Source organism: Arthrobacter sp. (genome assembly GCF_031179985.1).
Classification (GTDB): domain Bacteria; phylum Actinomycetota; class Actinomycetes; order Actinomycetales; family Micrococcaceae; genus Arthrobacter.
The window spans coordinates 36295-62499 of sequence record NZ_JAPSHJ010000008.1; the positions used below are offsets into that span (position 1 = coordinate 36295).

Annotated in this window: 25 protein-coding genes and 1 pseudogene; 11 read left to right on the forward strand and 15 right to left on the reverse strand. The window is 63.7% G+C overall.

Annotation, left to right across the window (positions count from 1 at the left end; all coding sequences use genetic code 11):
* The 3 genes from mscL (at position 1) to RIN13_RS05760 (ending at position 2029) form a co-directional block, all read left to right on the forward strand.
* Positions 1–432 carry a large conductance mechanosensitive channel protein MscL gene (gene mscL, locus RIN13_RS05750; protein ID WP_309106383.1) on the forward strand — a complete coding sequence of 144 codons (432 nt, stop codon included), beginning with the start codon at positions 1–3 and terminating at the stop codon, positions 430–432.
* A 103-nt stretch (positions 433–535) separates the two neighbouring features.
* On the forward strand, positions 536–1420 hold the full coding sequence (locus RIN13_RS05755) for an ACT domain-containing protein (protein WP_309106384.1): 885 nt from the start codon (positions 536–538) through the stop codon (positions 1418–1420).
* 150 nt (positions 1421–1570) lie between these two features.
* Complete coding sequence (locus RIN13_RS05760) at positions 1571–2029, forward strand: DUF4383 domain-containing protein (protein WP_309106385.1); 459 nt, start codon at positions 1571–1573, stop codon at positions 2027–2029.
* Positions 2030–2165: 136 nt separating this feature from the next.
* Here the strand turns inward: RIN13_RS05760 and RIN13_RS05765 are convergent, their stop codons facing one another.
* Together RIN13_RS05765 and RIN13_RS05770 are read right to left on the reverse strand one after the other, a co-directional pair.
* A complete protein-coding gene (locus tag RIN13_RS05765) occupies positions 2166–2522 on the reverse strand; it encodes a hypothetical protein (protein ID WP_309106386.1) in 357 nt (118 codons plus the stop codon).
* Positions 2523–2688: 166 nt separating this feature from the next.
* A complete protein-coding gene (locus RIN13_RS05770; RefSeq protein WP_309106387.1) occupies positions 2689–3615 on the reverse strand; it encodes a diacylglycerol kinase family protein in 927 nt (308 codons plus the stop codon).
* Between the two features lie 212 nt (positions 3616–3827).
* Here RIN13_RS05770 and RIN13_RS05775 point away from each other — a divergent pair, with 212 nt between their 5' ends.
* Positions 3828–4073 (forward strand): hypothetical protein, encoded by a 246-nt coding sequence (locus RIN13_RS05775; protein ID WP_309106388.1) that lies wholly within the window; start codon positions 3828–3830, stop codon positions 4071–4073.
* 41 nt (positions 4074–4114) lie between these two features.
* Here RIN13_RS05775 and RIN13_RS05780 read toward each other — a convergent pair whose 3' ends face one another.
* The 4 genes from RIN13_RS05780 to RIN13_RS05795 all read right to left on the reverse strand — a co-directional run bounded on the left by RIN13_RS05780 (position 4115) and on the right by RIN13_RS05795 (position 7897).
* Positions 4115–5488, reverse strand: coding sequence for an NAD(P)(+) transhydrogenase (Re/Si-specific) subunit beta (locus RIN13_RS05780; protein ID WP_309106389.1), 1374 nt, complete (start codon positions 5486–5488; stop codon positions 4115–4117).
* Entirely contained in the window at positions 5485–5811 is a 327-nt protein-coding gene (locus RIN13_RS05785; RefSeq protein WP_309106390.1) for an NAD(P) transhydrogenase subunit alpha, read from the reverse strand. Before RIN13_RS05785 ends, RIN13_RS05780 begins: the two co-directional genes overlap by 4 nt.
* Positions 5811–7007 carry a Re/Si-specific NAD(P)(+) transhydrogenase subunit alpha gene (locus RIN13_RS05790; protein WP_309106391.1) on the reverse strand — a complete coding sequence of 399 codons (1197 nt, stop codon included), beginning with the start codon at positions 7005–7007 and terminating at the stop codon, positions 5811–5813. Before RIN13_RS05790 ends, RIN13_RS05785 begins: the two co-directional genes overlap by 1 nt.
* A gap of 218 nt (positions 7008–7225) precedes the next feature.
* On the reverse strand, positions 7226–7897 hold the full coding sequence (locus RIN13_RS05795; RefSeq protein ID WP_309106392.1) for a TetR/AcrR family transcriptional regulator: 672 nt from the start codon (positions 7895–7897) through the stop codon (positions 7226–7228).
* Positions 7898–8139: 242 nt separating this feature from the next.
* On the opposite strand from RIN13_RS05795, the gene RIN13_RS05800 reads away from it, so the two are divergent.
* The 7 genes and pseudogenes from RIN13_RS05800 (at position 8140) to RIN13_RS05830 (ending at position 18561) form a co-directional block, all read left to right on the forward strand.
* Positions 8140–9648 carry an amino acid permease gene (locus RIN13_RS05800; protein WP_309106393.1) on the forward strand — a complete coding sequence of 503 codons (1509 nt, stop codon included), beginning with the start codon at positions 8140–8142 and terminating at the stop codon, positions 9646–9648.
* A gap of 61 nt (positions 9649–9709) precedes the next feature.
* The gene (locus tag RIN13_RS05805) at positions 9710–10630 is read left to right on the forward strand and encodes an urea amidolyase associated protein UAAP1 (RefSeq protein ID WP_309106394.1); all 921 of its coding nucleotides are present in this window, start codon (positions 9710–9712) and stop codon (positions 10628–10630) included.
* Complete coding sequence (locus RIN13_RS05810) at positions 10627–11307, forward strand: urea amidolyase associated protein UAAP2 (RefSeq protein ID WP_309106395.1); 681 nt, start codon at positions 10627–10629, stop codon at positions 11305–11307. The genes RIN13_RS05805 and RIN13_RS05810 overlap by 4 nt, the downstream gene beginning before the upstream one ends.
* A complete protein-coding gene (uca, locus tag RIN13_RS05815) occupies positions 11304–15062 on the forward strand; it encodes an urea carboxylase (protein WP_309106396.1) in 3759 nt (1252 codons plus the stop codon). Before RIN13_RS05810 ends, uca begins: the two co-directional genes overlap by 4 nt.
* A complete protein-coding gene (gene atzF, locus RIN13_RS05820; RefSeq protein ID WP_309106397.1) occupies positions 15059–16912 on the forward strand; it encodes an allophanate hydrolase in 1854 nt (617 codons plus the stop codon). Before uca ends, atzF begins: the two co-directional genes overlap by 4 nt.
* A 196-nt stretch (positions 16913–17108) precedes the next feature.
* Positions 17109–17861 (forward strand): annotated as a pseudogene (locus RIN13_RS05825) (hypothetical protein); the annotation flags it as partial.
* Positions 17862–17901: 40 nt separating this feature from the next.
* The gene (locus tag RIN13_RS05830; RefSeq protein WP_309106398.1) at positions 17902–18561 is read left to right on the forward strand and encodes a hypothetical protein; all 660 of its coding nucleotides are present in this window, start codon (positions 17902–17904) and stop codon (positions 18559–18561) included.
* A 34-nt stretch (positions 18562–18595) separates the two neighbouring features.
* On the opposite strand, the gene RIN13_RS05835 is transcribed toward RIN13_RS05830, so the two are convergent.
* The 9 genes from RIN13_RS05835 to pcaH are packed head-to-tail and all read right to left on the reverse strand — an operon-like array spanning position 18596 to position 26180.
* Entirely contained in the window at positions 18596–19396 is an 801-nt protein-coding gene (locus RIN13_RS05835) for an IclR family transcriptional regulator C-terminal domain-containing protein (protein WP_309106399.1), read from the reverse strand.
* 28 nt (positions 19397–19424) lie between these two features.
* Positions 19425–20147: a 3-oxoacid CoA-transferase subunit B gene (locus RIN13_RS05840; RefSeq protein WP_375164728.1), complete on the reverse strand. Its 723-nt coding sequence runs from the start codon at positions 20145–20147 to the stop codon at positions 19425–19427.
* 1 nt (position 20148) lies between these two features.
* On the reverse strand, positions 20149–20808 hold the full coding sequence (locus RIN13_RS05845; RefSeq protein WP_309106400.1) for a 3-oxoacid CoA-transferase subunit A: 660 nt from the start codon (positions 20806–20808) through the stop codon (positions 20149–20151).
* Between the two features lie 3 nt (positions 20809–20811).
* Positions 20812–22026, reverse strand: coding sequence for a thiolase family protein (locus RIN13_RS05850; RefSeq protein ID WP_309106401.1), 1215 nt, complete (start codon positions 22024–22026; stop codon positions 20812–20814).
* Positions 22023–22493 carry a 4-carboxymuconolactone decarboxylase gene (gene pcaC, locus RIN13_RS05855; RefSeq protein ID WP_309106402.1) on the reverse strand — a complete coding sequence of 157 codons (471 nt, stop codon included), beginning with the start codon at positions 22491–22493 and terminating at the stop codon, positions 22023–22025. Before pcaC ends, RIN13_RS05850 begins: the two co-directional genes overlap by 4 nt.
* Complete coding sequence (locus tag RIN13_RS05860; RefSeq protein WP_309106403.1) at positions 22486–23295, reverse strand: alpha/beta fold hydrolase; 810 nt, start codon at positions 23293–23295, stop codon at positions 22486–22488. The genes pcaC and RIN13_RS05860 overlap by 8 nt, the downstream gene beginning before the upstream one ends.
* Positions 23292–24770, reverse strand: a complete 1479-nt coding sequence (locus RIN13_RS05865; RefSeq protein WP_309106404.1) for a lyase family protein — start codon at positions 24768–24770, stop codon at positions 23292–23294. The genes RIN13_RS05860 and RIN13_RS05865 overlap by 4 nt, the downstream gene beginning before the upstream one ends.
* Positions 24767–25357 carry a protocatechuate 3,4-dioxygenase subunit alpha gene (gene pcaG, locus RIN13_RS05870; protein ID WP_309106405.1) on the reverse strand — a complete coding sequence of 197 codons (591 nt, stop codon included), beginning with the start codon at positions 25355–25357 and terminating at the stop codon, positions 24767–24769. Before pcaG ends, RIN13_RS05865 begins: the two co-directional genes overlap by 4 nt.
* The gene (gene pcaH, locus RIN13_RS05875) at positions 25350–26180 is read right to left on the reverse strand and encodes a protocatechuate 3,4-dioxygenase subunit beta (protein WP_309106463.1); all 831 of its coding nucleotides are present in this window, start codon (positions 26178–26180) and stop codon (positions 25350–25352) included. The genes pcaG and pcaH overlap by 8 nt, the downstream gene beginning before the upstream one ends.
* Positions 26181–26205 lie beyond the last annotated feature (25 nt).

The following is a 26205-nucleotide window of genomic DNA, read 5'->3' on the forward strand; positions in this document are numbered from 1 at the left end:
GTGTTCAAAGGGTTCAAAGACTTTATTCTTCGAGGCAATGTCATCGAACTGTCGATCGCCGTCGTCGTCGGTACAGCCTTCACAGCGCTGGTTGCCGCCTTCACCACCAACATTGTTAACCCGATCATTGCAGCGGCCGGCGGGGTGGAGACCGAAGGGCTGGGCTTCCCTATCTGGCCGGGAAACGAAAAGACATTCGTGAACATCGGCGGGGTCCTCACAGCGTTAGTGACATTCCTGATTACTGCCGCCGTGGTCTATTTCATCTTTGTGGCCCCCATGAACAGAATCAACTCCCTGGTCAAGCAACGCCTTGCCACTGAGGAACCCGAAGAAGAACCGATCCCGGCCGATACCGCCCTTCTGGCCGAGATCCGTGATCTGCTGACGAAAATGGCCGAGGCTGACCGCAGCAGCGAGAACTCCCGCTAACCGGCACTCAAAAGGCCTGAGGCGGACGTAGGGCTGCGGAACCGTCCACTGATCCTTACGCAGGGGCAATACTGCCGAAACAGCCAGCGGACAGTATGGCCCTATGAAGCCAAAGGTGAACATCCCGCTCCCGGCTGATCTGAGTTGCGAGGTCTGCGGCCAGATGCCTGAACCTACTAGAGCCCGGCTGACCCTGGCCAACATCGCAGTGATGCTCCCCATCGAGCTCCTGGTGCACGCTGCCGTTGTGGAAACCCATCTGCCCTACGTTGCCAAGGTCCTGGTCCTGACCTTCACAGCTACATTCCTGGTGATCTGGGTAGCTGAACCGTCTGCCGCCCGGCTCCTGAAGAAGTGGCTCCATGCTCCCGCCCTTCGCCACCGTAGCCGGCTGGTGGAGGCTCCGGCTCTGTGGCGGGCACGAACCGTGCTTCGTGACCAGCCGGGCTCGCTCCAGAAGGTTACCCGCGCCCTGGCCAGACTGGATACGAACATCCTCAGCATTCACGTCCATCCCGTCGCTGGCGGCGTGCTCGACGAATTTGTGCTCTCGGCTCCGGGAAACCTCGGAGAAACCGAAATTTTGGCGGCTCTGCAGGAGGCCGGCGGACGGCATCCCCATATCTGGCCCACCACGGCACTGGCGATGGCTGACGGCCAGACCAAAGCCCTCAGCCTCGCCTCCCGAATCGCTGCAAACCCGGCCGAGCTTCCTTTGGCAGTTGCCGAACTGCTGCGGGCACATGTGGTCGGTACGGGCGACCCTGCCCGAGGAAACACGCCACCGGCAGAAGCTGGAAGCGGGGGTGACCTTTCCGGATCACAGGTTGCCGGCACTGCATTGAAAATCCCGACGGCCTGGCATGGGCCCCTTGTTTTCTCCCGGCCTGGGGAACCCTTCACTCCTGCGGAATCCGCCCGCGCCCACCGGTTGGCTGAACTGGCAGAAATTCTGGCCCATGGCCCCACGAGATCGGCCGTCAAGTAGAGCTCAAAACATTACTCCAACCACTTCCCTAATTTGATAAGCATACTTATGATGTATCTCATGGATGCGACGTAGATCGGCCGTACCGGAACGTGGCACCCTGCACCGCAACATCCGATAAACAGTTGCCGTATAAGGCAGGAGAACATCATGGTAAATACCAACCAGACAGGTCGCCGGACAACCATCCAGACGGCAGCAATGGTGGTTGGAGCAGTGTTCTTGCTGGTGGGCATCCTGGGATTCATCCCCGGTGTTACCAGCAACTACGCAGCCCTCGGAGCAGCGGGACCCGGTTCAGAGGCTCTGCTTCTGGGCATCTTCCAGGTTTCCATCCTCCATAACATCGTCCATCTGCTGTTCGGTGTGGCAGGAATCGTTATGGCACGCAGCGCCACCCAAGCCCGGAACTATCTGATCGGCGGCGGCGCTCTTTACCTGATCCTCTGGCTCTACGGCCTGGTAGTGCCGCATGATTCAAGCGCCAACTTTGTTCCGTTCAACGACGCGGACGACTGGCTGCACCTCATCTTGGGTCTGGGCATGGTCGCCTTGGGTGTTGTCCTGGCGCGCGGGGTGACAGCAACCCGCACCACAGCCCGCGGCTAAGAACAGGTGCACCGCTGAATAAAGGTTGCCGCCAGACTTTGGCGGCTAGGCCTTGGTGGCCGGGAGACCGGCCACCAAGGCTTTTTATTGCCAGAAGACCAAGAGCACGAGCATCGTGAGGGTGAGAGCTTGCCAGCTACCGGAGCTCAATGAATTCGCGTTCGAACATGTTGGGTTTCACGTAATCGGACACAAACTCCAGCTCGAGCCCTTGCTCGGTCCACGCCGCCCGGTAGTTCCCTTCGCGGAACGGATCATGCGCGTTATTGGTAACCACCGACCCTACCTCCACGTATACGGGCCAGCTTCGAGGCTCGTAGATCGTGAACCCGCCGGCGTGAAGGAATGTCCTGTCGACGATCAGCGCGCTTCTTCCGTCATTCGGTGATTGCAACCCGTACGAAGTGCCCGGGGTGAGCAGGAACATCGCGAACGCCAAGTATGAGAAAAGCAGGCTGACGTAGATCCCGGTGATCCAACCGGTTGCTCTCACGAGGCGGGCTACCCAACGACGTCGAGTACTGAGGGCGGCAGAGCGGACCAGGATGTAGATGCCAGCGATGGCTGGCAGAACGGCCAGATGAATGTTCGCAGACGGCCTGTTGCCACGGCCAACTTGGATTCATCGTGAACGGTTATTTCGGGGCTTCCGCTAGCCCTCAGTCGTTCATCATCCTGATCTTGAGTGCGGCAGGCTCGAGGGTTACTGCCAGGTGCTTGCCCGTGCCGACGTGGTCCCCGTCGAGCTGGAACTCCTGTTCGTGCTCCAAGGTGATTTCGGCAGACTTGCCCTGGAAGTACTCCACCGAGGTATTCCTGCGCTTGTTCCGGCCGAAGATGCCTGCCACCACTCCCAGCCACCCCAGGCGGCCGCGAGGCGCCAGGATCAGGAGGTCCAAAAGGCCGTCGTCCACCTTGGCCTCGGGAAATATCTCCACGCCGCCCATGATCCTGCCGCAATTGCCGATCATGACACTGCGGATGCGCCGCCGCACAGGATGCTTTCCGTCCATGCTGATCCTGGCGCGCACTGGCTTTCCCGGAAGCTTCCGGATGCCGGCTTCCACATAGGCGAGCCAGCCCATCCTGTCCTTCAAAACATCGATGGTGTCCGCCATGATCGCTGCGTCATAGCCCAGGCCGCCCATCACCAGGAAAACCTGCCGGTCGGCGGAGCCGTCCAGGTTGGTTCGGATCACGTCCACCGTTCGCACGGTGCCGTTCAGCACATCGTAGGCGGCAGCCACCGGATCCGTGATGTTGATGCCCAGGTTCCGGGCCAGCAGGTTCCCGGTGCCCAGCGGCACCAGTCCCAGCGGAACCCCGCTGCCGGCAAGGATCTCTGCCACGCAGCGGACTGTACCGTCACCGCCTGCGGCAATAACGACGTCGACTCCTGCTTCCAGCGCTTCCCGCGTCTGGCCTTCCCCCGGGTCCTCGACCGTGGTTTCCAGCCATAGCGGCTCGGCCCATCCCTGGGTCTGGCACAGCCGGAAAATGGAGCCTCGTAACTCCGGGCCGACAGATTTGGCAGGATTGATGACGACGGCTGCCCGAAGAGCGGGGGTGGCGTTAGTGGCTGTCATAGCGTCCTTGAAAGAGTGGCGTTTTCGCCGCATGGCGACGGGAAAGGCCCCGGACTGAAATCGTATCGGGGATTGACCTGGATAGGCAGCAGCGGCGCGGGGTCGTGGACGCTCCACCCCTTCGACCCATAGGCTGGCTACGTTATGGAAGACTCCGGCCTGTCCGGGATACTCCTGGGGGGCCGCGAAAGCAATGCGGAAGGCGGCGGAGCATGACCGAAGCGGAGAACATTTCAGCAGAGGCCGAGGCGAACAGCAGGGACCCGCATGATTGGGGCCGGGCCATGGCCCGCGCAGTAACGAGGCTTGCCGAGCAGCTCGCTCCGGAGGGAAGCGAGGACATCCACGCCTCAGTGGTGGACAGGGAACTGTGCCTCACCATCAGGGATGATCCCGACGGCGTGCTCATCACGGTGTCCACTCAGTTCACGGGGGACCGGGGCAACCACCAGGATTGAAACGCGGCCACTCAGGCGAAGGCCACAGAAAGCCGTGACTTTCAGAGTCCCTTGACCGCGCCGAGCACCTTGGTGAGGGATTCCTTGGCGTCCCCGAACAGCAGCGTAGTCTGCGGTTCGAACATGAGATCATTTTCGATGCCGGCAAAACCGGGGCGCATGGAGCGCTTCAGGAAGACCACCTGCCGCGCGTCGGCGACTTCGAGGATGGGCATGCCGTAGATCGGCGAGCCCGAGGAAGTCTTGGCGGCCGGGTTGACCACATCGTTCGCTCCCACCACCAAGGCGACGTCTGCCGTCCTGAATTCCGAATTGATTTCGCCCATTTCCTTGAGCGACTCGTAGGGCACGTTGGCCTCGGCGAGGAGGACGTTCATGTGTCCGGGCATGCGCCCTGCTACCGGGTGGATGGCGAAGTCCACCTGGATGCCCCGGGCCTCGAGCGCCTGGGCAAGTTCCGCTGCCGTGTGCTGCCCCTGGGCAACGGCGAGGCCGTACCCGGGAACGATGATCACGCGTTGCGCGTAGCCGAGAAGTACAGCGACGTCCTCGGCACTGGAGGACCGCACCGGCCGGTCACTCGCCGTCGTCGAACCCGCCGTCGAGCCTCCGCGGAAGGCCCCGAACAGGATGCCTGCTACGCTCCGGCCCATCGCTGCAGCCATGGCCCGGGTGAGGATGGTACCCGAGGCGCCCACGAGCGTACCGGCGACGAGGAGAAGAACGTTGCCGAGCACCAGGCCGCTGGCCGCGACGGCGAGGCCCGTGAAGGCGTTCAGGAGCGAGATGACGATGGGGACGTCCGCGCCGCCCACCGGAAGCACCAGCAAAACGCCTGCAGCCAGGCCCAGCACCATCAGTATCAACGCCAGCGCCAACGAACCGGTCAGTACAACGGCGGTAGCGGCACCGAGCGCTGCGATCAGCACAGCGGCCATCAGCACAGGCAGGCCCGGGAACACCATCGGCCGGGTGGTCATGAGTTCCTGCAGCTTGGCAAACGTAATGGCCGAGCCGGCGAAGGAGACGGCACCTACCAGCAAAGTGAAGACAACCGCCAAGCGAACCCAGGATTCTCCTGCATGCCCGAGTTCCAGAAGTGCCACGAGCGCCGCGGCACCGCCGCCCACACCGTTGAAGAGGGCCACGAGCTGAGGCATCTGGGTCATTTGCACGCGACGGGCAACGGGCGCCGCCACAGCTGTGCCGACGGCAATGGCACCCAGGATCCACGGAATGTTGTCCAATCGTGCCGAGAGGAAAACAGTGATCACCGCCACGAGCGCCCCGAAGGCGCCGAGGAGGTTTCCCCGGCGCGCAGTGCGGGGGGAATTGAGGCCCTTGAGCGCGAGGATAAAGAAAACAGCAGCAGCGAGATACAGCAGCGCCGTCCACACCGGATCGAGGAGAATCACTTCTGGACCTCCCGGTTCCCGGAGCCGGTGTTTTCCAGGCCGGGTTTCTTACGGCCGCGGAACATTTCCAGCATGCGGTCTGTCACCACAAAACCGCCCACCAGGTTGGCTGTGGCCAGGACTACCGCCAACAGGGCCACCGCGAGCACCCAGGGGTCGGCGGCCTGGCCTGCAACGATGATGGCGCCCACGAGGATGATGCCGTGGATGGCATTGGCCCCCGACATCAGCGGGGTATGCAGGGTGCTGGAAACCTTGGAAACCACTTCGAAGCCCACAAAAACCGCCAGCACAGTGATGGTGAGCAAACTGATCGGATCCATCAGGACACCCCCTCATTCCGCGAAGGTGCGTTGGGCGCGGGGGCGTTCTCCAAGGCGAGCAGATGCAGCGCCTGGGCGGTGGGCTCGTGCCGCACAACGCCGTCGTGCGTCAGGGAGGAAGCTGCCAGGACCTCATCCTCAAAGTGCGGCGCCACAACACCTTCCTTTGTCATCAGGGCCAGCAGGTTCGCCACATTCTTGGCATAGAGCCGTGACGCGTCTGCCGGCATTGCTGATGCAGCATCCTTCATGCCCACGACGGTGACCGCTCCCTGGCCATCTGCGGTGGGAACCTGGAGATCCTCTCCGGGAACCGAGCCCTCCACGTTTCCGCCAGACTCAGCCGCGAGGTCGACGACGACGGAACCGGGCCGCATGCCCTGCACCATTTCCCGGGTCACCAGGAGAGGGGCACGCCGTCCGGGGACTGCCGCCGTCGTGATCAGTACGTCTGACTGGGCCACATGCGGGGCCAGCAGCTGGCGTTGCAGGGCGCCGCGATCTGCGCTGAGCTCCCGGGCGTAGCCTCCGGAGGCCTCCGCAGTTTCCAGATCCAGTTTGATGAACGTGCCTCCCATGGACGTGACTTCCTCGGCCGAGGAAGGCCTGATGTCGTTGGCCGAAACACGCGCACCCAGACGCTTTGCGGTGCCGATTGCCTGGAGCCCGGCCACTCCGACGCCGAGCACCAGCACGCGGGCCGGGGGGATTGTCCCGGCTGCTGTCATGTACAGCGGAAAAAAGCGGGGAAAACGCATCGCCGCCTCAAGCACGCAGCGGTAACCGGCCACCAGGGCCTGGGAAGAGAGGGCGTCCATGGATTGGGCCCGCGAGATGCGCGGCACCAGTTCAAGCGCGAAGGAGGTCACTCCGGCTGCCGCGAGCGCCTGGACTGTGGGAAGCTCCGATGACGGTGAGGCAAGACCAACCGTGATTGCTCCAGGTTTGAGGCTCTGCGCCGTTGCCGGTTCCAGCGGGCGCACGTGTGCGTAGACATCCAGTTCGGCAAGGCCCAGCTCGGGGATGATGTGCGCTCCGGACTGGCGGTAATCGTCGTCACTGTGTCCGGCAGCCGTTCCGGCCCCCGCCTCTACCAGCACGTCGAGGCCCAGTCCCGTCAGCTGCTTTACCGTTTCCGGCGTCGCCGCCACCCGGCGCTCTCCATCCCGGCGTTCCCGGGGTATTCCTAGCTTCACCCGTCACTCCCCTTCCGACGAGTGCAGCGGCGGACCTCCCGGCTCTTCGCCTGTGGACGGATGCCTTGCGGAGCAACACTGCTGCACGTGGTTGGCACGAGTCTATGGCCCCTTGGGTCCGCTTGGCGTGTACAGGCAGGTAATTCCCCCAAATTGGGGATTGGCGGGAAAGTGCTTCCTATGTGCGCTTCGGCCGGGCCCCGCTGGCTGGGAAGGCCCTATGCGAGGCTGGAAATGAGTGCCGCGCTATGAACCCGGATAGCGGGAAGGCTCTGCGCCAGGCCGCAGAGCACGATGCCTGCGTCAGCCGTCTGGTGAGGTGAAGCTGTGGTGGCCAAGCCGTCAGCCCGCAGACTGACCAGGGACTCCACCAGGCGGAATGCCAGTTCCCCGGCCTGGGTGACGTCGTTGGTCCAGCTGCTCTCCGGCAGCTCAGCGCCAAGGCGTTGGTACAGGTTCCGAAGCTCCTTGCGGTCGTCCCGGAATGTGCTGAAACGCTCGGCCCTCGCCTCCGGCAGGTTGTAGAGCACTCCGAGGTTCCAGCGTGCATTGCAGAGTTGCATGCCGTCGTAAAGAGCGACGGCGTGAAGCCGCGACCCCGGGGGAAGTTCCTTATCCGCGGACTCAGTAAAGACTCGGCGTGCGAATGCCAGGCCGCCGGAAACCGTGCCCGCCAGCAGTTCCTCAAGGATATCGTCCTTGGTGCCGAAGTGATGGTAGAGCGATGACTGCCGGATGCCGACGGCATCGGCGATAGAGCGGGTGGAAGTGTTGGCGTAGCCGTGGGTCGTGAAGAGCTCGGCAGCGGCGTCGAGGATTTCATCACGGGCGGTTGCCCCGGGCCGCGATGGTTGCTGCTTGCGGGGGCGTCCCGGTCCGGCTGAAGTCACCGACTCATTCTTACATTCCTTTTTGCCTCGGCGGGGCGCCTGGAGAGCCTGGTCCAAATCGGTGAGTGTTTCGAAATGCCCGGGAAACAATCCCTCAATCAACCTTTTACATTGGCGAAACGAATCCGGGAGGTCCGGATGGAAAACTATCAATTGACCGGTATTCAGCAGCCATCGGATCCATCGCTGCATTTGCCGGAACGCACCACTCCCCAACGCCGTTCCAGCCCCCGGAGATCCCGATGACATCCACCGTTGTTCCCACGTCCGCCCGAGCGGACGATGCTGACCTCACGTCACTGGGCTATGAGCCCTCGCTGCACCGCAAGCTCGGCCGCTACGCCTCCTTCGCCGCCGGCTTTTCCTTCGTATCCATCCTGACCACTATTTTCCAGCTGTTCGCGTTCGGCTATTCCTTCGCAGGACCGGCATTTTTCTGGACCTGGCCCGTGGTGCTCCTCGGTCAGCTTCTGGTCGCATTGAACTTCGCCGAACTCGCTGCCCGTTACCCGCTTTCCGGCGCCGTCTATCAGTGGGCAAGGCGTGTCGGCGGCGAGACAGTGGGCTGGTTCGCCGGCTGGTTTATGGCCCTGGCCCAGGTAGTAACGGCAGCAGCAGCAGCAATAGCTCTTCAAGTGGTGCTGCCTCAATTGTGGGAAGGCTTCCAGGTGGTAGGGGGCGATGCCGCCCTGAACACCGTCACCGGCGCCGCAAACGCCGTTGTCCTCGGAGCGGTACTGCTCGTCGTGACCACCATCATCAACTCATGCGGAGTCAAGCTGATGTCGCATGTGAACTCGATTGGTGTCACTTGCGAGATTGTGGGAGTCGCGGCTGTCATCCTTGCCCTCGTCACCGCCGCCCAGCGGGGGCCAGAGGTAATCATGGACACCACTGTGATGCAGGGCTCGGACCTTGGAGCTGTGGGGGCCTTCCTGGTTTCCGGCCTGATGGCCGCCTACGTGATGGTGGGTTTCAACTCCGCCGGTGAGCTTTCGGAAGAGACCAAGAACCCGCGCCGCACAGCTCCCCGCACCATCCTCTCCGCCCTGATCATTTCGGGTATCGGCGGCGCCCTGATGATCATCACTGCCCTTATGGCGGCCCCAAGCCTCGACGACGGCCGGCTCGCGACCGAGGGCCTCCCCTATGTCCTGACGGCGGTCCTCGGCACCTTTTGGGGCAAGGTCCTGCTGGTGGACGTGGCTGTTGCCATCTTCGTGTGCACGCTTGCCATTCAGACGGCGGGTTCGCGGCTCGTCTTTTCCATGGCCCGTGACGGCAAGCTGCCTGCCTCCAACCTTTTTTCATCGGTCCACCCCGTCCGCGGAACGCCTATGTGGCCATCTATTGCCATCGGCGCCCTGGCCGTCGGAGTCCTGGCCATCAACGTCGGCAACGCAGCACTCTTCACGACGCTTTCCAGCGTCTGCATCGTCATGGTGTATCTCGCCTACCTCATGGTGACGGTCCCCCAGCTGATCAACCGCCTCCGTGGCGACTGGGACAGGGTTGGCCAGACCATACCTTCCGGGCTGTTTTCCCTGGGCCGCTGGGGACTTCCCGTAAACATCCTTGCCGTGCTTTACGGAGCAGTCATGGTGGTCAATCTGGCATGGCCGCGCCCGGAGGTCTACGACCCCTCAGGAGAAAACGGAATCCTGCTTTACGCCGCGCCGCTGATGGTTGGCGTTGTCCTGCTCCTCGGGATCTGGGTGCGCCGCATGAGCTCGATCCGCGCCTCTGCCTGAACCTCCCCGCACGGTACGGAAAGCCAGCGCCCCCTGAACCAACAACACAGGACCAGGAACCATGACAACGAATATTGAAACTGCCGCCGGAGTGGCGGCTGACCCCACCGTTGCCTCTACGGTGGCAGCCGGAACAGCCACCACCGACGGAGCCCGCGCCCATGCACGGACACAGCACTCACGGACCGCAGAGACCATGCGCCACGTTCCAGCCGCTTCGGCTCCTGAACGGCTCGTTGCTGGATTGCCTGAAAAGGCTGTTGCCAGTCTCACCTGGGCGGAATCCCTGGGCTTCGGCCGGTACACCACCCTGCCACTCGCACGCGGCACGCGCATCCGCCTCACCGACACCCTCGGCGATGGCTGCATCCACACCTTGCTGTACCGCAGCGGGGCGTTGCACGAGCGGCTAAACGTGGCCGACACCGTCAAGGTCCCTTGGCAGGCCTACCCGGGAGCGGGACATCCCCTGCTTTCCGACGCCGGACGCGTCATGGCAACCATTGTGACGGATACCTCTTCCAGGCATGACGCATTAACAGGTACCACCAGCCTCGCCGGAAACACCACGCGGTATGGCGCAGGCGCAGTCCATAGCTCCTCGCCGGCCGGGCGCGAGCTCCTCACCCTGGGTGCCCTCAAGCACGGGTTGGGGCCGCGGGACGTGGCTCCTTCATTGTCCTTCTTCAAGGGCATAACTGTGGAGCCGGACGGCCGCATCCGCTTCACAGGAAGCGCCGGGGCCGGGGCCGCCGTCGAGCTCCTGCTGCAGCTGGACGTGGTCCTGATCCTGGCCAACACCGCCCATCCGCTGGATCCACGCCCTGCCTTCAGAGGTACTGCGGTGGATATCGTTGCCTGGCAGGCGCCAGAGGACCTGGCCGCTCTTGCTGACGGCAGGCTGCCCGGGCCGCTGACCCCGGAACACCGGCAAGCGCTGAACAACTCCGAACACGACCTCAAGGCTAGGAACGCCCAATGACCGCCGCAGTGGAACAATCAACGAGCCGGCCCGACGCCGGGATCACCGCCCTGGTGCCGGGCGCCGTGGTCCTTGATGAGTATGTGGATGCCCTGGGGCCGTGGTCCGCCGTGGTAGAGGCAGGAGACATCCTGACCATCGTGGATCTCGAAGGAAACCAGGCCGTGGACTGCCTGCTGTATGCGGCCGCCGATACAGCAGTCCGCTACTCCGCTCCCGCCACAATCGCCAGGCAGCGCTCCATTTTCCTGACCACCGGTTCCGTGCTGCTGGCCGAGACCGGAGCGCCGCTGATGACCGTTGTGGCGGACGAGGTGGGCGTGCACGACACCATTGGAGGGGCCTGCTCACAGGAATCGAACACCCTTCGCTACGGGCAGCACACCCGGGACCAGCATGCCTGCGTGGAGAACTTCCTGATCGAGGGTTCCCGGTGGGGCCTCGGCAAGAGGGATCTGGTGTCCAACATCAACTGGTTTATGAACGTGCCCGTGGACCCGGATGGCGCCCTGGGCATTGTGGACGGACTCTCCGCTCCGGGAAAGCGTGTGGCGCTCCGGGCTGAGATGGACACTCTGGTGCTCATCTCGAACTGCCCCCAGATCAACAACCCCTGCAACGGCTTTAACCCCACCCCCGTGCGCATGATCATCACCCGGCCGGAGGCTGGAAAATGAACAGCAAACAGCACCCATCACAGAATCGCTTCGACACCCTCCTTATCGCAAACCGGGGGGAGATCGCCTGCCGCATCATCGATTCCGCCCGCAAACTGGGACTGCGTACGGTTGCGGTCTTTTCCGAGGCGGACCGGGGTGCACGCCATGTAAAGCTTGCAGACCAGGCCGTGCTGCTGGGGCCCGCTCCGGCCAAGGAATCCTACCTTCGTGTTGACGCTATCCTGGCAGCTGCCGAGGCCACCGGGGCCGGAGCCGTCCACCCCGGGTATGGTTTCCTGTCCGAGGACGCCGATTTCGCAGCGGCGATAGAGGCAGCGGGGCTTGTGTTCATCGGACCCACCCCGGAGCAGTTGCGGATCTTTGGGACGAAGCACACTGCACGGGACGCAGCGCGCGCCGCAGGCGTCCCCATGATCGCAGGATCCGGCCTGCTGGCCAACATGGACGAGGCTGTGGCGGCATCAGTTGAAATCGGCTTCCCACTGATGCTCAAGGCGACAGGTGGCGGCGGGGGTATCGGCATGACCGTTTGCCGCAACCAGGACGAACTGGCTGAAGGATATGGGCGCGTTACCCGTCTGGCTGCATCCAGTTTTGGCACAGCCGGCGTTTTCGCTGAGCGGTACGTTGAGCATGCGCGGCATGTTGAGGTTCAGATCTTCGGCGACGGACAAGGCCGCGTCGTCAGCCTTGGCGACCGCGACTGTTCCCTGCAGCGCCGCCATCAGAAGGTAATGGAGGAAGCGCCGGCGCCTGACCTTCCTGCGAACCTGCGGGAAGAACTTCACCGCAGCTCACGAGCCCTGTGCGCTTCCTTGAACTACCGTTCTGCCGGCACTGTCGAGTTTGTCTACGATCCACTACGGCAGGAGGCTTCCTTCCTGGAGGTCAACGCACGGCTGCAGGTGGAACACCCTGTGACCGAGGCGGTCACCGGCGTCGACCTGGTGGAGTGGATGCTGCGCTTGGCACAGAGGCCTGTAGAAGCGGGGGTCCTGACGGGCCTGCCGGACAGCATCCCGGTCACCGGCTCCGCCGTGGAAGCCCGTGTTTACGCGGAGGACCCCGCCCGCAATTTTCAGCCAAGCGCGGGAACCGTTACCAACGTGGTGTTTCCGGCCGGGGCGGGCGCCGACGGTGTCCGTGTCGACGCCTGGGTGGAGTCCGGCACCGAGGTATCCACCAGCTACGATCCCCTCCTGGGCAAAGTCATCACCTTCGGCGCCAACCGCGACGAAGCCTTCAATAAGCTTGCCCAGGCGCTTGCCGGCACGCGTGTCGACGGCATTGAGACGAACCTCGGGATGCTCAGAGCAGTCACTGCCTTGGACACCGTCCGCCGGGCGGAGCACTCCACTGAAACTCTGGATAGCGTTGGTGACCCGGAGCCGCGCATCACGGTGGAGCGGCCTGGGCTGCAGACCAGTGTTCAGGACTGGCCCGGCCGTACAGGTCTGTGGCAGGTGGGAGTACCTCCAAGCGGGCCCATGGACGATCTCTCCTTCCGGCTGGGCAATACCGCTTTGGGCAATGCCGAGGGCGCGCCGGGGCTCGAATTCACTGTCACGGGGCCGCGTTTGCACTTCACCCACGACACGACGGTCTGCATCGCCGGAGCGGATGTACGGGTCTCGGTGGACGACGAACCAGTTCCCCTGTGGGAACCGATCACGGTGAAAGCCGGTGGTACGCTCGACGTCGGCACGGCCGAGACAGCCGGCCTGCGCGGCTATATTCTGTTCGACGGCGGGCTGGACGTTCCGAAATACCTTGGCAGTGCCTCCACCTTCACCTTGGGCCAGTTCGGCGGACACGGTGGACGGGTGCTGCGTATGGGCGACGTCCTGCGCTCCGTCGCCGGTTCTTCCGGTCTTTCAGCAGCCGCCTCGGTGCAGGGTTCTGCCGAAGGTTTAACGTCCCAAACGTCCCAGGAATACCGCCCGGTTCCAGCGGACAGCAGGCCTGTTTTCACGTCCTCCTGGGAGCTGATGGTGGTGGAGGGACCGCATGGCGCTCCCGAGTTCTTCCAGCGTGAAGACATCGAGGAGCTGTACGCCGCTGAATACGAGGTCCACTTCAACTCCGCCCGTACGGGAGTCCGGCTCATGGGTCCCAAGCCACGGTGGGCACGGGGCGACGGCGGCGAGGCCGGGCTGCATCCGTCCAATATCCATGACACTGCGTACTCTGTGGGCGCGCTCGACTTTACCGGGGATACGCCCATCCTGCTCGGGCCCGATGGCCCTAGCCTGGGCGGTTTTGTCTGCCCTGTCACTGTTGTAACGGCCGACCGCTGGAAGCTGGGGCAGCTGCGTCCGGGAGACAAGGTCCGATTTGTACCCCTCAATGCGGCCCAGGCCCCTTCCTTCAGGGATTTGGGACCTGGCCGCCAGTTGGTCCTCCCGGGAGGTTCAGATTGGTCTACCGTCTTGGCGGCGGGCGACGGCGACGACGGTGTGTTGGGACGGGTACCAGAGGGGCCAGGCCGTCCAGCGGTTACCTACCGTCGCTCCGGCGACGATAATCTGCTGGTCGAATACGGCGACATGGTGTTGGACCTCGGCCTTCGGGCCCGCGTCCACGCTCTGCACCAGCACATTGAACAACTCCGGCTGCCGGGAATCCTTGACCTCACGCCGGGAATCCGGTCCCTGCAAATCAAGGTGGACCCATCGGTCCTGCGGACCCCGGTGCTGCTCGGTTTCGTCAGGGAAATTGAAACCGCCCTGCCGGCCAGTTCCGAACTGGTCGTCCCCAGCCGCACCGTCCGGCTCCCGTTGTCATGGGATGACCCCGCCACACGGGAGGCGATTGAGCGCTATATGGCTGGGGTACGTGACGACGCGCCCTGGTGTCCTTGGAACATCGAATTCATCCGCCGCATCAATGGCCTGGACTCTGTGAACGACGTTTTCGATACCGTGTTCGACGCCGAATACCTCGTCCTCGGACTTGGGGACGTCTATCTGGGCGCCCCCGTGGCCACCCCATTAGACCCAAGGCACAGGCTTGTCACCACAAAATACAACCCAGCCCGCACGTGGACTCCGGAAAACGCCGTTGGTATAGGCGGGGCGTATATGTGCATTTATGGAATGGAAGGCCCTGGTGGCTACCAATTCGTGGGACGCACCACCCAGGTGTGGTCGCGGTATACGGACGCTGCACCGTTCGAGCCGGGTTCCCCGTGGCTGCTGCGGTTCTTCGACCGGATCTCCTGGTATCCGGTCAGTCCGGAGGAATTGCTGGACCTGCGCGCTGACATGGCGGCAGGTCGTGGACGCGGGGTGGAAACCGACGAGGGAACGTTCTCCTTGGCGGAGCACGAGGCCTTCTTGGAACAGCACCACGACACCATCGACCTCTTCCAAAAGCGACAGGCGGCAGCCTTCGCCGTCGAGCGGCAAGCCTGGGCCGATGCCGGCGAGTTTGACCGCGCGGACGCGGCGGCCGCCGTCGTGCTCCCTACGGAAGAACTGGTTGTACCCGAAGACGGGACACTGGTTACCGCGCCCTTTGCGGCGAGCGTCTGGAAGGTGGACGTGGCCGTCGGGGACAGGGTGGAACAGGGGCAGGCCTTGGCATCACTCGAGGCGATGAAAATGGAAACGGTCCTGACAGCGCCGTGCGACGGCGTGGTGCAGCAGGTGCTATCGAAGGCGGGTTCGCAGGTGGTGGCAGGCGAAGCTGTGGTGGTGCTCGTGGTGGCCGATGAATTTAGCACCCTGGACTTGGAAGAGGCAGTGGCATGAGCAAACCCGGAAGAGCAACAGGTACCGCTACAGAGCGTGTTCGGGCAGCCCTGGCGGCCGTCAAATCCGTGGATCGGCCAGAAATCTGGATAATGCTTCGCAGCGAGGATGAGCTTCTTGTTGAGGCCGCCGGAATCGACGCAGCGTTGGCCGGTGGTTCTCACCTGCCGTTGGCCGGGTTCCTGCTTGCAGTGAAAAACAACGTGGACGTTGCTGGTATCCCGACGACGGCGGCCTGTCCCGGCTTTGCCTACGTCCCCAAACAGGATGCCGCAGCGGTAGCCCGCCTTCGTTCTGCCGGAGCGATCGTGCTGGGCGTCACCAACCTGGACCAATTCGCTACAGGTCTGGTGGGCACCAGGAGTCCCTATGGCGCCGTCCGAGACTCACGCCGGCCCGAGCGGATTTCCGGTGGCTCGAGCTCAGGGTCCGCCGTGGCGGTGGCCCTCGGGTTAGCCGACATTGCCATCGGGACTGACACCGCCGGCTCCGGTCGGGTCCCCGCAGGGCTGCAGGGAATTGTGGGAATCAAGGCGACACTTGGCGCGGTGTCCACGTCCGGCGTCGTGCCTGCTTGCCGTTCCTGGGACGCCGTGACGGTCTTCGCCCGCGAACTCACCACAGCCGAACTAGCGATGGGCGTGATGGCCGGGGATGCACGCCCCTGGCCGGCTAATGTCCGGTTCGGGGCCCCTGCCCGCCCGCGGGTTGCCTATCCTGCCGTTTTGCCCGAGCTTCCCCCGGCATGGGCTGAGGCGTTCGGACGGCAGGTGGCCAGGTTGCAGGCTGCTGGTGTGCAAACCACGCCGATCGAGTTCGACGTCTTCCTGCAGGCGGCCCGACTGTTGTACGACGGCGGATTGGTCGCCGAGCGCTATGCCGCCGTCGGGGATTTCATAAAAAATTCCGGGTCGGAGGCCAACCTGGATCCGACAGTGGCCGGGATTATTCGGGCGGCCGGGGACGTGCCCGCCCACCGCTATGTAGCGGATGTGGCGCGGTTGGAGAAGTTGCGGGAAGAGGCAATGGCAGGGCTTGCCGGGTTCGACGCCCTGCTGGTTCCCACCGCCCCCTTCCACCCGACCCTCGCGGAGGTGGCAACGGATCCGGTGACCGTCAACAGCCGAATGGGCACCTACACCAACTTCTGCAACCTGTTCGATTTGTGTGCCGTGGCTGTGCCGGCAGAGGAAGTGGAAGGTAACCAGTTCGGCGTTACCGTCGTCGGCAGGGCATTTGATGACGCTGTGGTGGCGGATATCGCCCGGCGGATTGAAACGACCCCCGCCCCGCCGGAGCTGTTCGCTTCCGGCGCAACAGCACCGGCCGAGGCGGGAACACCGTGGCCTTTGCAGGCGGGCGCTTTCGCCGTTCCCCTTGTAGTCGTCGGCGCCCATCGGCAAGGCCAGCCCCTGGCTCCGGAGCTGGAGAACCTCGGAGCCTATTGGGACGGCCCTGTGCGGACGGCTGCCCGTTACCGGATGGTCGCCTTGAGCACCGAGCCCCCGAAGCCTGGAGTTTACCGTTCCGAAAACGGAGCGGAACTGGTGGCCGAGCGCTGGCTTCTGTCCGAGGCTGCGATGGGCAGATTCCTGGCTGCGCTGCCGGAGCCAATGCTCCTGGGATCGACACTCTTGGATGATGGTTCAACCGCTGTGGGCTTCGCCTGTGATGCTGTAGCAGCCTCCACCGGCACTGACATCACCCGGTTCGGCGACTGGTTGGCGGCTATTTCGGACAGTTTCGCTGAGCCTGTCCCCGGTTCTCGCTCTGACCCTGACCACCGGCGGCAAGGTGCGCCCAAATCGCTCCGGGAATCCTTGCTCACCGGATTCACCCGGGGGCTGTAGCGGTTCTGTCCCCCCTCGCCAGACCTGGCCGCACCTCCTGACCTACCCGCGGGACCATCCGCTCAGCCATCCCCGACGACGACACCTGGAACCACTGGACGAAGGCCACAACAGTTACTAAGGCGCCGAAAATGGACCTCGTGGCATACCGGGATAAAGGCCCGGTTCAGAACGGGATCAGACCCCGGAAACGGACCAGACCTGGACCGGAACCATGTGGGAGTGCCCGCAGCTGTTTGAAATTGACGGCGTCCACGTCCTGGTGACATCGGTGTGGGAGGACGACGTCCTTCACTACGTGGCCTACGGCGTGGGGTCCTACAGTGACGGCGTCTTCACGGCACGCACCTGGAAACAGCTGACATACGGTCCCGGATACTACGCTCCCTCGTTTTTCCGCGACAAGGAAGGAAAACCAGCCCTGATCTTCTGGATCCGAGGGGTCATCAGCCAGGACGGGAAGTGGGCCAGCGCGCTGAGTGTCCCCCACACACTTACGCTGGAGGACGACACGCTGATTGCAACCCCGCATCAGGATCTGGAAGCCTACGCGGTCTCAGTGCACCAAGCCGGCAATGATCCTGGATCCTCGGACGCACTGTTGGCCGGTGGAGCGGATTACACCTGGATCTCCGGAGAACCGACCGCCATTGAATTCACGGCCGGCGAAAAGACGGTTGCAACCATCAGGCATGCAGGAAACTCGCTCATCCTCAATGTCCCGGACAATGCTGCGTTCAGGGATGTGCATATCCCCCTTCCCGATGGAAACCGCATAAGAGCCATCATCGACCAAGGTCTGCTCGAGGTATCGACGCATAGTGGATTGGTGGCTGTGCCGCTGCCGTTCCTCGAAGGCCCAGCATGCACCCGTCCCCTGAGTTGGCGCGTCACAATCCGTTGGTACCAGACTACCCATCGCCAAGTCCTAAATCGCGTGGAACAATGAGCGGAATTTGTTGAGGTAACACCGAGAATATGGGGGATCCATGCAGGAGCGCGCGGACTTCGAAGCGACCAGGCCGGAACAGGGATCCGGTCACACACCGCCACACCCGCAGTATGGACAAAGGCTGCCTCAAGACCCTGCTGCAGCTGAACACTCCTCCGGTTTCCAAAACGAGCAGACTGCCGGTCTCCGGAACTATGGGGAGTACCAGCAGGGAGTCATTCCAGGCAGGACCGCACCGCCCGCCCCCCAGGCAGCCAGGGAAGACGTGGTCCGTGGGACGTTGTTTTCGCTTGTCGCCATTCCTGCCGGCGTCATCCTTTGGCTGATCCTGTGGAACGTAGGCTTTATGGCCTCGATCGTCGGTTTTGTGGCAGCCGCAGGTGCAGCCCGTATGTACGTGCTGGGCAGCGGAAGCTTCAGTCGGAATGGTGTCTGGGTTGTTGCAGCCGTAACACTGATCACTGTCCTGGTCTCGTTCGTGGGAGGTATGTGGTTGGACATGGTTCAGTTCATGGGCGGCGCATCTCCCTTTGCCATGCTCCTGGATCCTCAGGCCTGGGAGCTCCTCGGATACAACCTGACGACAAACGCTGACCTGGTGGAAACCTACAAGCTGGACTTCCTTGTGGCTGTGCTCCTCGGTGCCCTCGGATGCTTTTTCACGCTCCGAAGGATGTTCGCGGAGACCAGGAAGTAGTCCCGTGAGCCACCCCTCAGGGTGGCCGGGGCAGCTAGTGCTTGGCCGAAAGGTCAGCCGAGATGAGCTTGGCGGTCTCCACGATCTCCTGGCGCACAGAATCCAGGTAAGCGTCAGGGTCGGGTTGGGCCGCCACGGCCTGTGCCTGCAGGGAAACGTTGACGGCGGCCACTACCTTGCTTGGTCCGTCATACACAGGCGCTGCGACAGACATCAGGCCCATTTCAAGCTCCTGGTCCAGAAGGCACCACCCTTGGGCCCGGACCGTGTCAAGCACCCCCAGCAGTTCCTGCTTGGTGCCGACTCCCCGCGGCGTCAAGGGCCGGATTTCGGCCGCCGCCAGGTACTCCTGCAGCTTGGCCGGCGGCAGGCTCGCCAGCAGGACGCGGCCCATGGACGTCGCATAGGCGGGGAAGCGTGTACCCACGGTGATGCCGACGTTCATGATCCGGCGCGTGGTGACCCGCGCGATGTAGGCGATGTCCGCCCCGTCAAGGACGGCAGCCGACGTCGACTCCCCCAGTTTGAGGGACAGTTCTTCCAGATGGGGCTGGGCAAGTTGCGGCAGGGACAGGCCTGACAGGTAGGCATAGCCGAGCTGCAGCACCTGAGCCGTGAGCCCGAACGTCTTGCCGTCGGTCCGAACGTATCCCAGCTCCACGAGGGTGTGCAGGAACCTGCGGGCCGTGGCGCGCGTCAGACCCGTGCGGGCTGCCACCTCCGTGAGGGTCATCAACGGATGGTCGGTGTCGAACGCACGGATGACGGCCAGCCCGCGAGCGAGCGACTGAACGTACTGGTCGCTGGCCTGTGGCTGCTTTGCTGGATTGGTCATGGTTACCAATCCTATTGGCTTGGCGGAGTTAGGGCCCGACGGCGGGCGCCGCCTTAAGCGGAACCGGCACGAGCGGGACGGGCACCAGTGCCTGGAGCTCCTCGAAGGTGCAGCCAAACGTCTCGCGCACCTGTACGCCGTCGGGTCCGGTGAGGAACACGGCCATATCGGTGTACACGCGGGTCACGCAGCCCACCCCTGTGAGCGGATACGTACAGGTCTCCACGAGCTTGGACGCACCCTCCCGGGTCAGGAGGGTCATCATCACGAAGACATCCTTTGCGCCGGTTGCCAGGTCCATCGCTCCGCCGACTGCCGGAATGGCATCCGGGGCACCCGTGTGCCAGTTCGCAAGATCCCCCGCGGCAGAGACCTGGAAAGCTCCCAGGACACAGATGTCCAGATGCCCGCCGCGCATCATGGCAAACGAGTCGGCATGGTGGAAATAGGAGGCCCCGGGCAGTTCTGTAACGGGGATTTTGCCGGCGTTAATGAGGTCTCCGTCGATCTGATCGCCGGTGGCTTCCGGACCCATGCCCAGCATGCCGTTCTCGGTATGGAGCGTAATGTCCTGCTCAGGCTGGAGGTAGTTGGAGACCAGCGTTGGCTGGCCGATCCCCAGGTTCACAAAGGATCCGGGTTTGATGTCCCGTGCCACCAGGCGCGCCAGGTCGTCGCGGCCCAGCGGCTTCTCCCTGCTCTTGATGGACACAGTCTGAAGGCCAATCTGATTATTTGGCTGGACAGTCATTTCAGGCCACCTTCACAATGCTGTTTACGTATATGCCGGGGGTTACAACGCTCTCCGGGTCCAGCCCGCCCACCGGCACGATCTCCGACACCTGAACCACCGTGTGCCGGGCGGCGGCGGCCATAATGGGCCCGAAGTTGCGGGCAGTTTTGCGGTACACGAGGTTTCCCTTCCCGTCCGCCTTGAGTGCTTTGATGAGGGCGACGTCGGCGTGGATGGGAGTCTCGAAAACCTGTCCCCTTCCGTCGATGATCCTGGTTTCCTTGCCTTCAGCCAGGATGGTGCCGTAGCCGGTGGGGGTGAAAAAACCGCCGATCCCGGCCCCCGCGGCGCGGATGCGCTCGGCCAGGTTCCCTTGCGGTACCAGTTCCAACTCGATGTGGCCGGCCCTGTACTTGGCATCGAAATGCCACGAGTCAGACTGCCGTGGAAAGGAACAGATCATCTTGCGGACCCGGCCCTCCTTGATCAACAGAGCCAGCCCTTGATCCCCCTGGCCTGCGTTGTTGTTGACCACGGTCAGCTCCTTCGCGCCGCAATCCATCAAGGCGTCGATCAGCTCGAACGGCTGCCCGGCGTTGCCGAACCCGCCAATCATCACCGTGGAGCCGTCCTTGATTCCGGCAACGGCCTCTTCAACGGTGTCCATGACGTTCAACATGTCCTAGGCCTTCCAGTTGTCAGGGTCACCATCTGCAGCGACGTTTTCCAGGACCACTGCAAGCCCCTGCCCTACACCAATACAGATCGCTGCCACGCCCCACCGCTGACCGGATGCCTGCAGGCTCCGCGCTAAAGTGCCCAGGATCCTCGTACCGGAAGCACCGAGCGGATGTCCCATCGCGATCGCCCCGCCATGCTGGTTCACGATGGAAGGATCCACACCCCAGGCGTTGATGCAGGCCACTGATTGTGCGGCAAACGCTTCGTTTAGTTCGACGGCGCCCACCTGGTCCCAGCCGATTCCCGCCTTCGCGAGGGCCCTGTTCGCGGCTTCCACCGGGGCGTAGCCGAAGTACTGGGGGTCATTCGCGTGGGCTCCGCGACCGGCAATACGGGCCAGGGGGTTCATGCCGAGAAGCCCGGCGGCACGTTCGCTGCCGATCCAGGCTGCGGAAGCGCCGTCGGACAGCGGGGAAGAGTTGCCAGCTGTGACGGTGCCGTTCTCGGTGCGGAAAACGGTTTTGAGCCCTCCCAGTTTTTCCGCCGAAGAACCGGCCCGGATGCCCTCATCCCGCGTCAGATCGGTTCCGGGCACCACTGAGACGAGGCTGTCATAGAAACCCTCGTCCCAGGCCTTGGCGGAAAGATTGTGCGAGTCCGCGGCGAATCGATCCTGCTGTTGCCGCGTCACACCGTACTTTTCGCGGAGCCGTTCTGTGGCCTCTCCAAGGGAAATGGTCCATTCGGAAGGCATGGCATTGTTCACGAGGCGCCAGCCCAGCGTGGTCGAGGCCAGGGTGAGATCACCCGCGGGGTAGGGCTTCTCCGTCTTGGGCAGCACCCACGGCGCGCGGCTCATGGATTCTGCACCGCCCACCAGCATGAGCTCGGCATCGCCCGCGTTGATCTGGCGGGAAGCGATGATTGCGGCATCAAGGGAAGAACCGCATAGGCGGTTGACGGTGGTGCCGGGGATGGAGACCGGCAGGCCTGCGAGCAGGGTCCCCATGCGGGCGATGTTCCGGTTTTCTTCGCCCGCGCCGTTGGCGTTGCCGAACACAACCTCATCGATACGCTCAACGTCGAGCCGGGGTGCACGCTTAACGGACTCTCGGATCACATGGGCCGCAAGATCGTCCGGGCGGATGGAGGCAAGCCCCGAACCGAATTTACCGAAAGGCGTCCGGACGGCGTCGTAAATGTATGCCTGGTTCATGAATTCTGGTCCATTCCTCTGTCAGCCCTTGCTGTGTTGTCCATTGCTGCGTTGTCCATTTCATGGAAGACCTCCTGGGCGGTCTTGAAAGCTGTGTTGGCGGAGGGAACCCCGCAATAGATGGCTGTCTGCAGCAGGATTTCCTTGATCTCATCCCGACTCAGGCCGTTAGTGACAGCCGCCCGGATATGCATGGCCAGTTCTTCCCAATGCCCGTGCGCAACCATCGCCGTGATGGTGACGGCAGACCGCATCTGCCGGGAAAGTCCTGGCCTGGTCCAGATTCCACCCCACGCAATCCGCGTGATCATGTCCTGGAAGTCCTCAGTAAACGAATCCATGTTCGCGTTCGCGCGGTCCACATGCGCGTCGCCCAGCACCTCGCGGCGGACCACCATACCGCCGTCGTACATTTCCTGGCTCGTGGCGTCGGGACGGACCACTCCACTTTGTTCTGCGTCACTCATTGTCGATTCCTCCCATGAAGTCCTCCAGCAGTTCGGCTACCCTGGCCGGAGCCTCCGCAGGTGCCAGGTGGGCAACGCCATCCAGGGCAATGGCCCTTGCTGAGCCTCCTCCGGCTCGAATGCCGGCAACCACGTCTTCAGCGAACGACGGCGGGGCCACCCCGTCCTCCACACCGGCCACTGCAAGGGTCGGGACCCGGATGCTGCCGAGTTCTTCACGGACGTCAAACGTAGCGAGGGCCTCGCAGCAGAAGGCGTAGCTGAAGCGGTCGGCGTCGCGCAGGGAATGAAGCAACCGGCTGCTCACTTCCGGTTCGCGGTCCATGAAGCCCGGGGCGAACCAGCGCTGCGCTGATCCTTGGATCATCACCGGCGTACCTTGATTCCGGACGGTTTCCGCACGCTCCAACCAGCCCTCGGCGGTGCCGATTTTAGCGCCGGTGCACTGAACACAGAGGCTGGCCAGGCGCTCACCATGCTTGATGCCGAGCTGCAACCCCGTTGCGCCGCCCAGGGAAACCCCGGCGTAATGGAAGGTGGCGCCCGGCGCGATGGAATCGACAAGTCCGACGACCGCGTCAGCCAGCTCGCCGACGTCGAAGGTCCCCTTCGCGGAAGGTGAGACGCCATGTCCAGGCAGGTCCCAGGCCACCACGTCGCAGTTGTCGCCAAGGAGCGCGGCGGTCTGCCCCCACAGCACTGCAGACGACGTACCGAGGGACGGGCCAACCACCAATAAAGGCTTCTGGCCGAGTCCCCGCTGGGGCGAAAGCAGCGATGCCTTGAGTGCAGGCCTGGTCATACCGGCCTCCCTTCGGTTCCTTGCGTTTGCTTCGCCGAGAATTCGGGAAAGGCTGCGAAAATACGGCGCGAGATCTCATGGCTTTGGCCCAGGTAGTTGGCAGGGTCCAGGAGTTCCTCGAGGCGCTGGTCCGAAAGCTGGTCCTCCGTGACGGCTTCGCGCAGCAACCGGCGGTAGGTGGCACCCTGCTCAGCTGCCGGCGCCAGAAGAGTCTGGTCCACCGCGGCCTGAAGCCGGTCCCTGCCGTCCTCACCCAGCAGTGGAGCCAGGGCGCTGGTCACGGCTTCGCTCAACAGGAGCGGCCCGGAAAGATCCAGGTTGTGGCGCATTGCTCCCGGGAAGACCTGCAGGCCTTCGGCGAGCTCCCTGGCCAGGCCGGCTGCTCCGAGGGACAGCCGGAGCAGTTCCCGGAACGCCTGCCATTCGCTGTGCCAGGCACCGTCGGGGCGTTCGTCGTTGAAGCTTGCGGCGGCCTGGTGCAGCTGAGCGGCAAGGTTGGGGGCCTGGAGGGCGGCGCTGCGGACCAGAACGGACAGGACGGGGTTTTGCTTTTGCGGCATGGCCGAGGACACTCCCCGCCCTGCCGCCCGCGGTTCGGCCAGTTCAGCAACTTCGGGCCTGCTGAGGAAGAGGATGTCGGCAGCGATCTTGCCCAAGGCATCGGTCACGCCTGCCAGCGCATCCCCGAGGGAAGTCACTGCGAATCGGTTGGTGTGCCAAGGGGCCGGAGTTGGGGTGAGGCCCAGCCGCGCGGCGAGCCGGTCCGAGAGATCCAGCGCGCTCACGGCTGTTCTCGGTGTGCGTCCCGTTTCCCTCCCGGAAGAAGTTTCGGTTAACACGGTTCCGGATGCCAGGGTTCCGGCCGCGCCGCCGCTCTGCACCGGCAGCGGGACCGACTCAAGCTTCCGGGCAGCAGCAGCCAGTCCGTGGAACCACTGCGCCGTCCTGAGGCCAAAGGTCACGGGCAGGGAATGCTGGGTCAGGCTGCGGCCCACGCACAGCGTGTCCGCGTGCTGTTCGGCGAGGGACGCCAGCGCCGTCGTCGCGCTGTGAACATCTGCCAGCAGGGCAGCGATAGCGTTCCGGGCCAGCAGCATAAGGGCCGAATCCAGGACGTCCTGGCTTGTCAGCGAGGTGTGGACCGCTCGAATGGCGCCGATGTTGCCGGTGTCCAGTTTCTTGACCTGGGCGCGGAGATCGGCGAGCAAAGGTATGACCGGATTTCCGCCGCCTTGGGCACGCACCGCGATGTCCCCTGCGTCGTAGCGGCTGACGTCAGCGGCGGCGGTGACGACGGCGGCCGACCCTGCCGGTGCCAGGCCTGCCTTCTCCAGGACTGAGGCCCAGGCTGCCTCGACGGCCAGGATCGCCGCCAGTACCGCCCCGTCGCCCGTCAGGATCGCTACAAGGGGCGACGCCGAAACGGGAGCCAGCAGGCCGACGTCGCCGTCGAGGCGGGACTCGGGACCGGTCATTGACGGTCCTTGCCATCAGCGGGTCCGCCATCGAAATCAAGGAAAACCGTCTCGCCCTCACCCTGCATCCGGACATCCCACGTCAGTCCGCCGTCCGGATCACGCCGGGCAATCAGGGTCTGCCGGCGATCCGGATCGAGAGAGTTCAGCAGCGGGTCCGCGGCAAGTGCTTCCTGGTTCTCCGGCAGATAAATACGGGTGAACAGGCGGTTCATCAGTCCCCTGGCGAACACAGTCACGGCGATGAACGGGGCAGCACCCGGACCGGTGGGGCCCGGGTTGACAGTGGTGAACGTATAGACGCCGGAATTGCCCACCGAACTGCGGCCCCAGCCGGTGAAGGTGTAGCCGTCACGGACAAGGGAGCCTGTCCGGTGCACGATCTTCCCGTCAGCGTCAGGCTGCCAGATTTCCAGGATGGCGTCCGGAACGGGGTGACCCGCGCCGTCGTACACGGTGCCTTGGAGGCGGATGGACCCGGGCGACCCGGGCGGAAGGAGCTCGCCGTCCTTCTCGTAGGGCAGGGCGTAACCGTAGAACGGGCCAACCGTCTGGCCTGGTGTCGCGGTGAGTTTGGAGTCACTCATGGTGGTCACCTTCCGCCCCGAGGGCCTCATTTTCGGTCCAGGTCCGCTTTGACCCCGTCAGCACGATGTCCCAGTTGTAGCCGAGAGCCCATTCCGGTTCGGTCAGCTCGTGGTCATAGCTGGCCACGAGACGGTCGCGGGCGTCCTGGTCAACGATCGACTGGTAGATGGGGTCCAGGGGGAACAATTGATCGCCCGGGAAGTACATCTGGGTGACGATGCGCTGTGTGAACTCATTGCCGAACAGCGAGAAGTGGATGTGCGCAGGACGCCAGGCGTTGAGATGGTTCTTCCACGGATACGCGCCAGGCTTGATGGTGGTGAAACGGTAGGAGCCGTCCGGCCCGGTGATGCAGCGCCCTACACCGGTGAAGTGGGGATCGAGCGGGGCGGGATGCTGGTCCCGCTTGTGGATGTAACGGCCGGAGGCGTTGGCCTGCCAGATCTCCACGAGCTGCCCGGCGACAGGACGGCCATCGCCGTCGAGCACCCGGCCGGCCACGATGATGCGTTCACCCTGGGGCTCGCCGTTGTGCTGGATGGTGAGGTCGGATTCCAGCGCGTGCACGTCCTGGTGCCCGAAAGCCGGCGAGTAGAGCTCGATCGTTTCAGGATCCGCATGGTGCAGGCTTTTGGTGGGGTGGCGGAGGATGCTGCTGCGGTAGGGCGCGAAGTCCAGCCGTGGCTGCGTCTCCGGCTCGCCGCCGCTGCTGAGCTTGGCGGCATAGGCATAGCCGATGGCCTTGAGCTCGGCGCTCAAATCCGCTTGCGTCTCCACTTTTGGTGTTACCGCTTTCGGGGTAACTTCGGCTGCGTCGGACAGATCCTCGGTGAGGGAATCAGCGTTG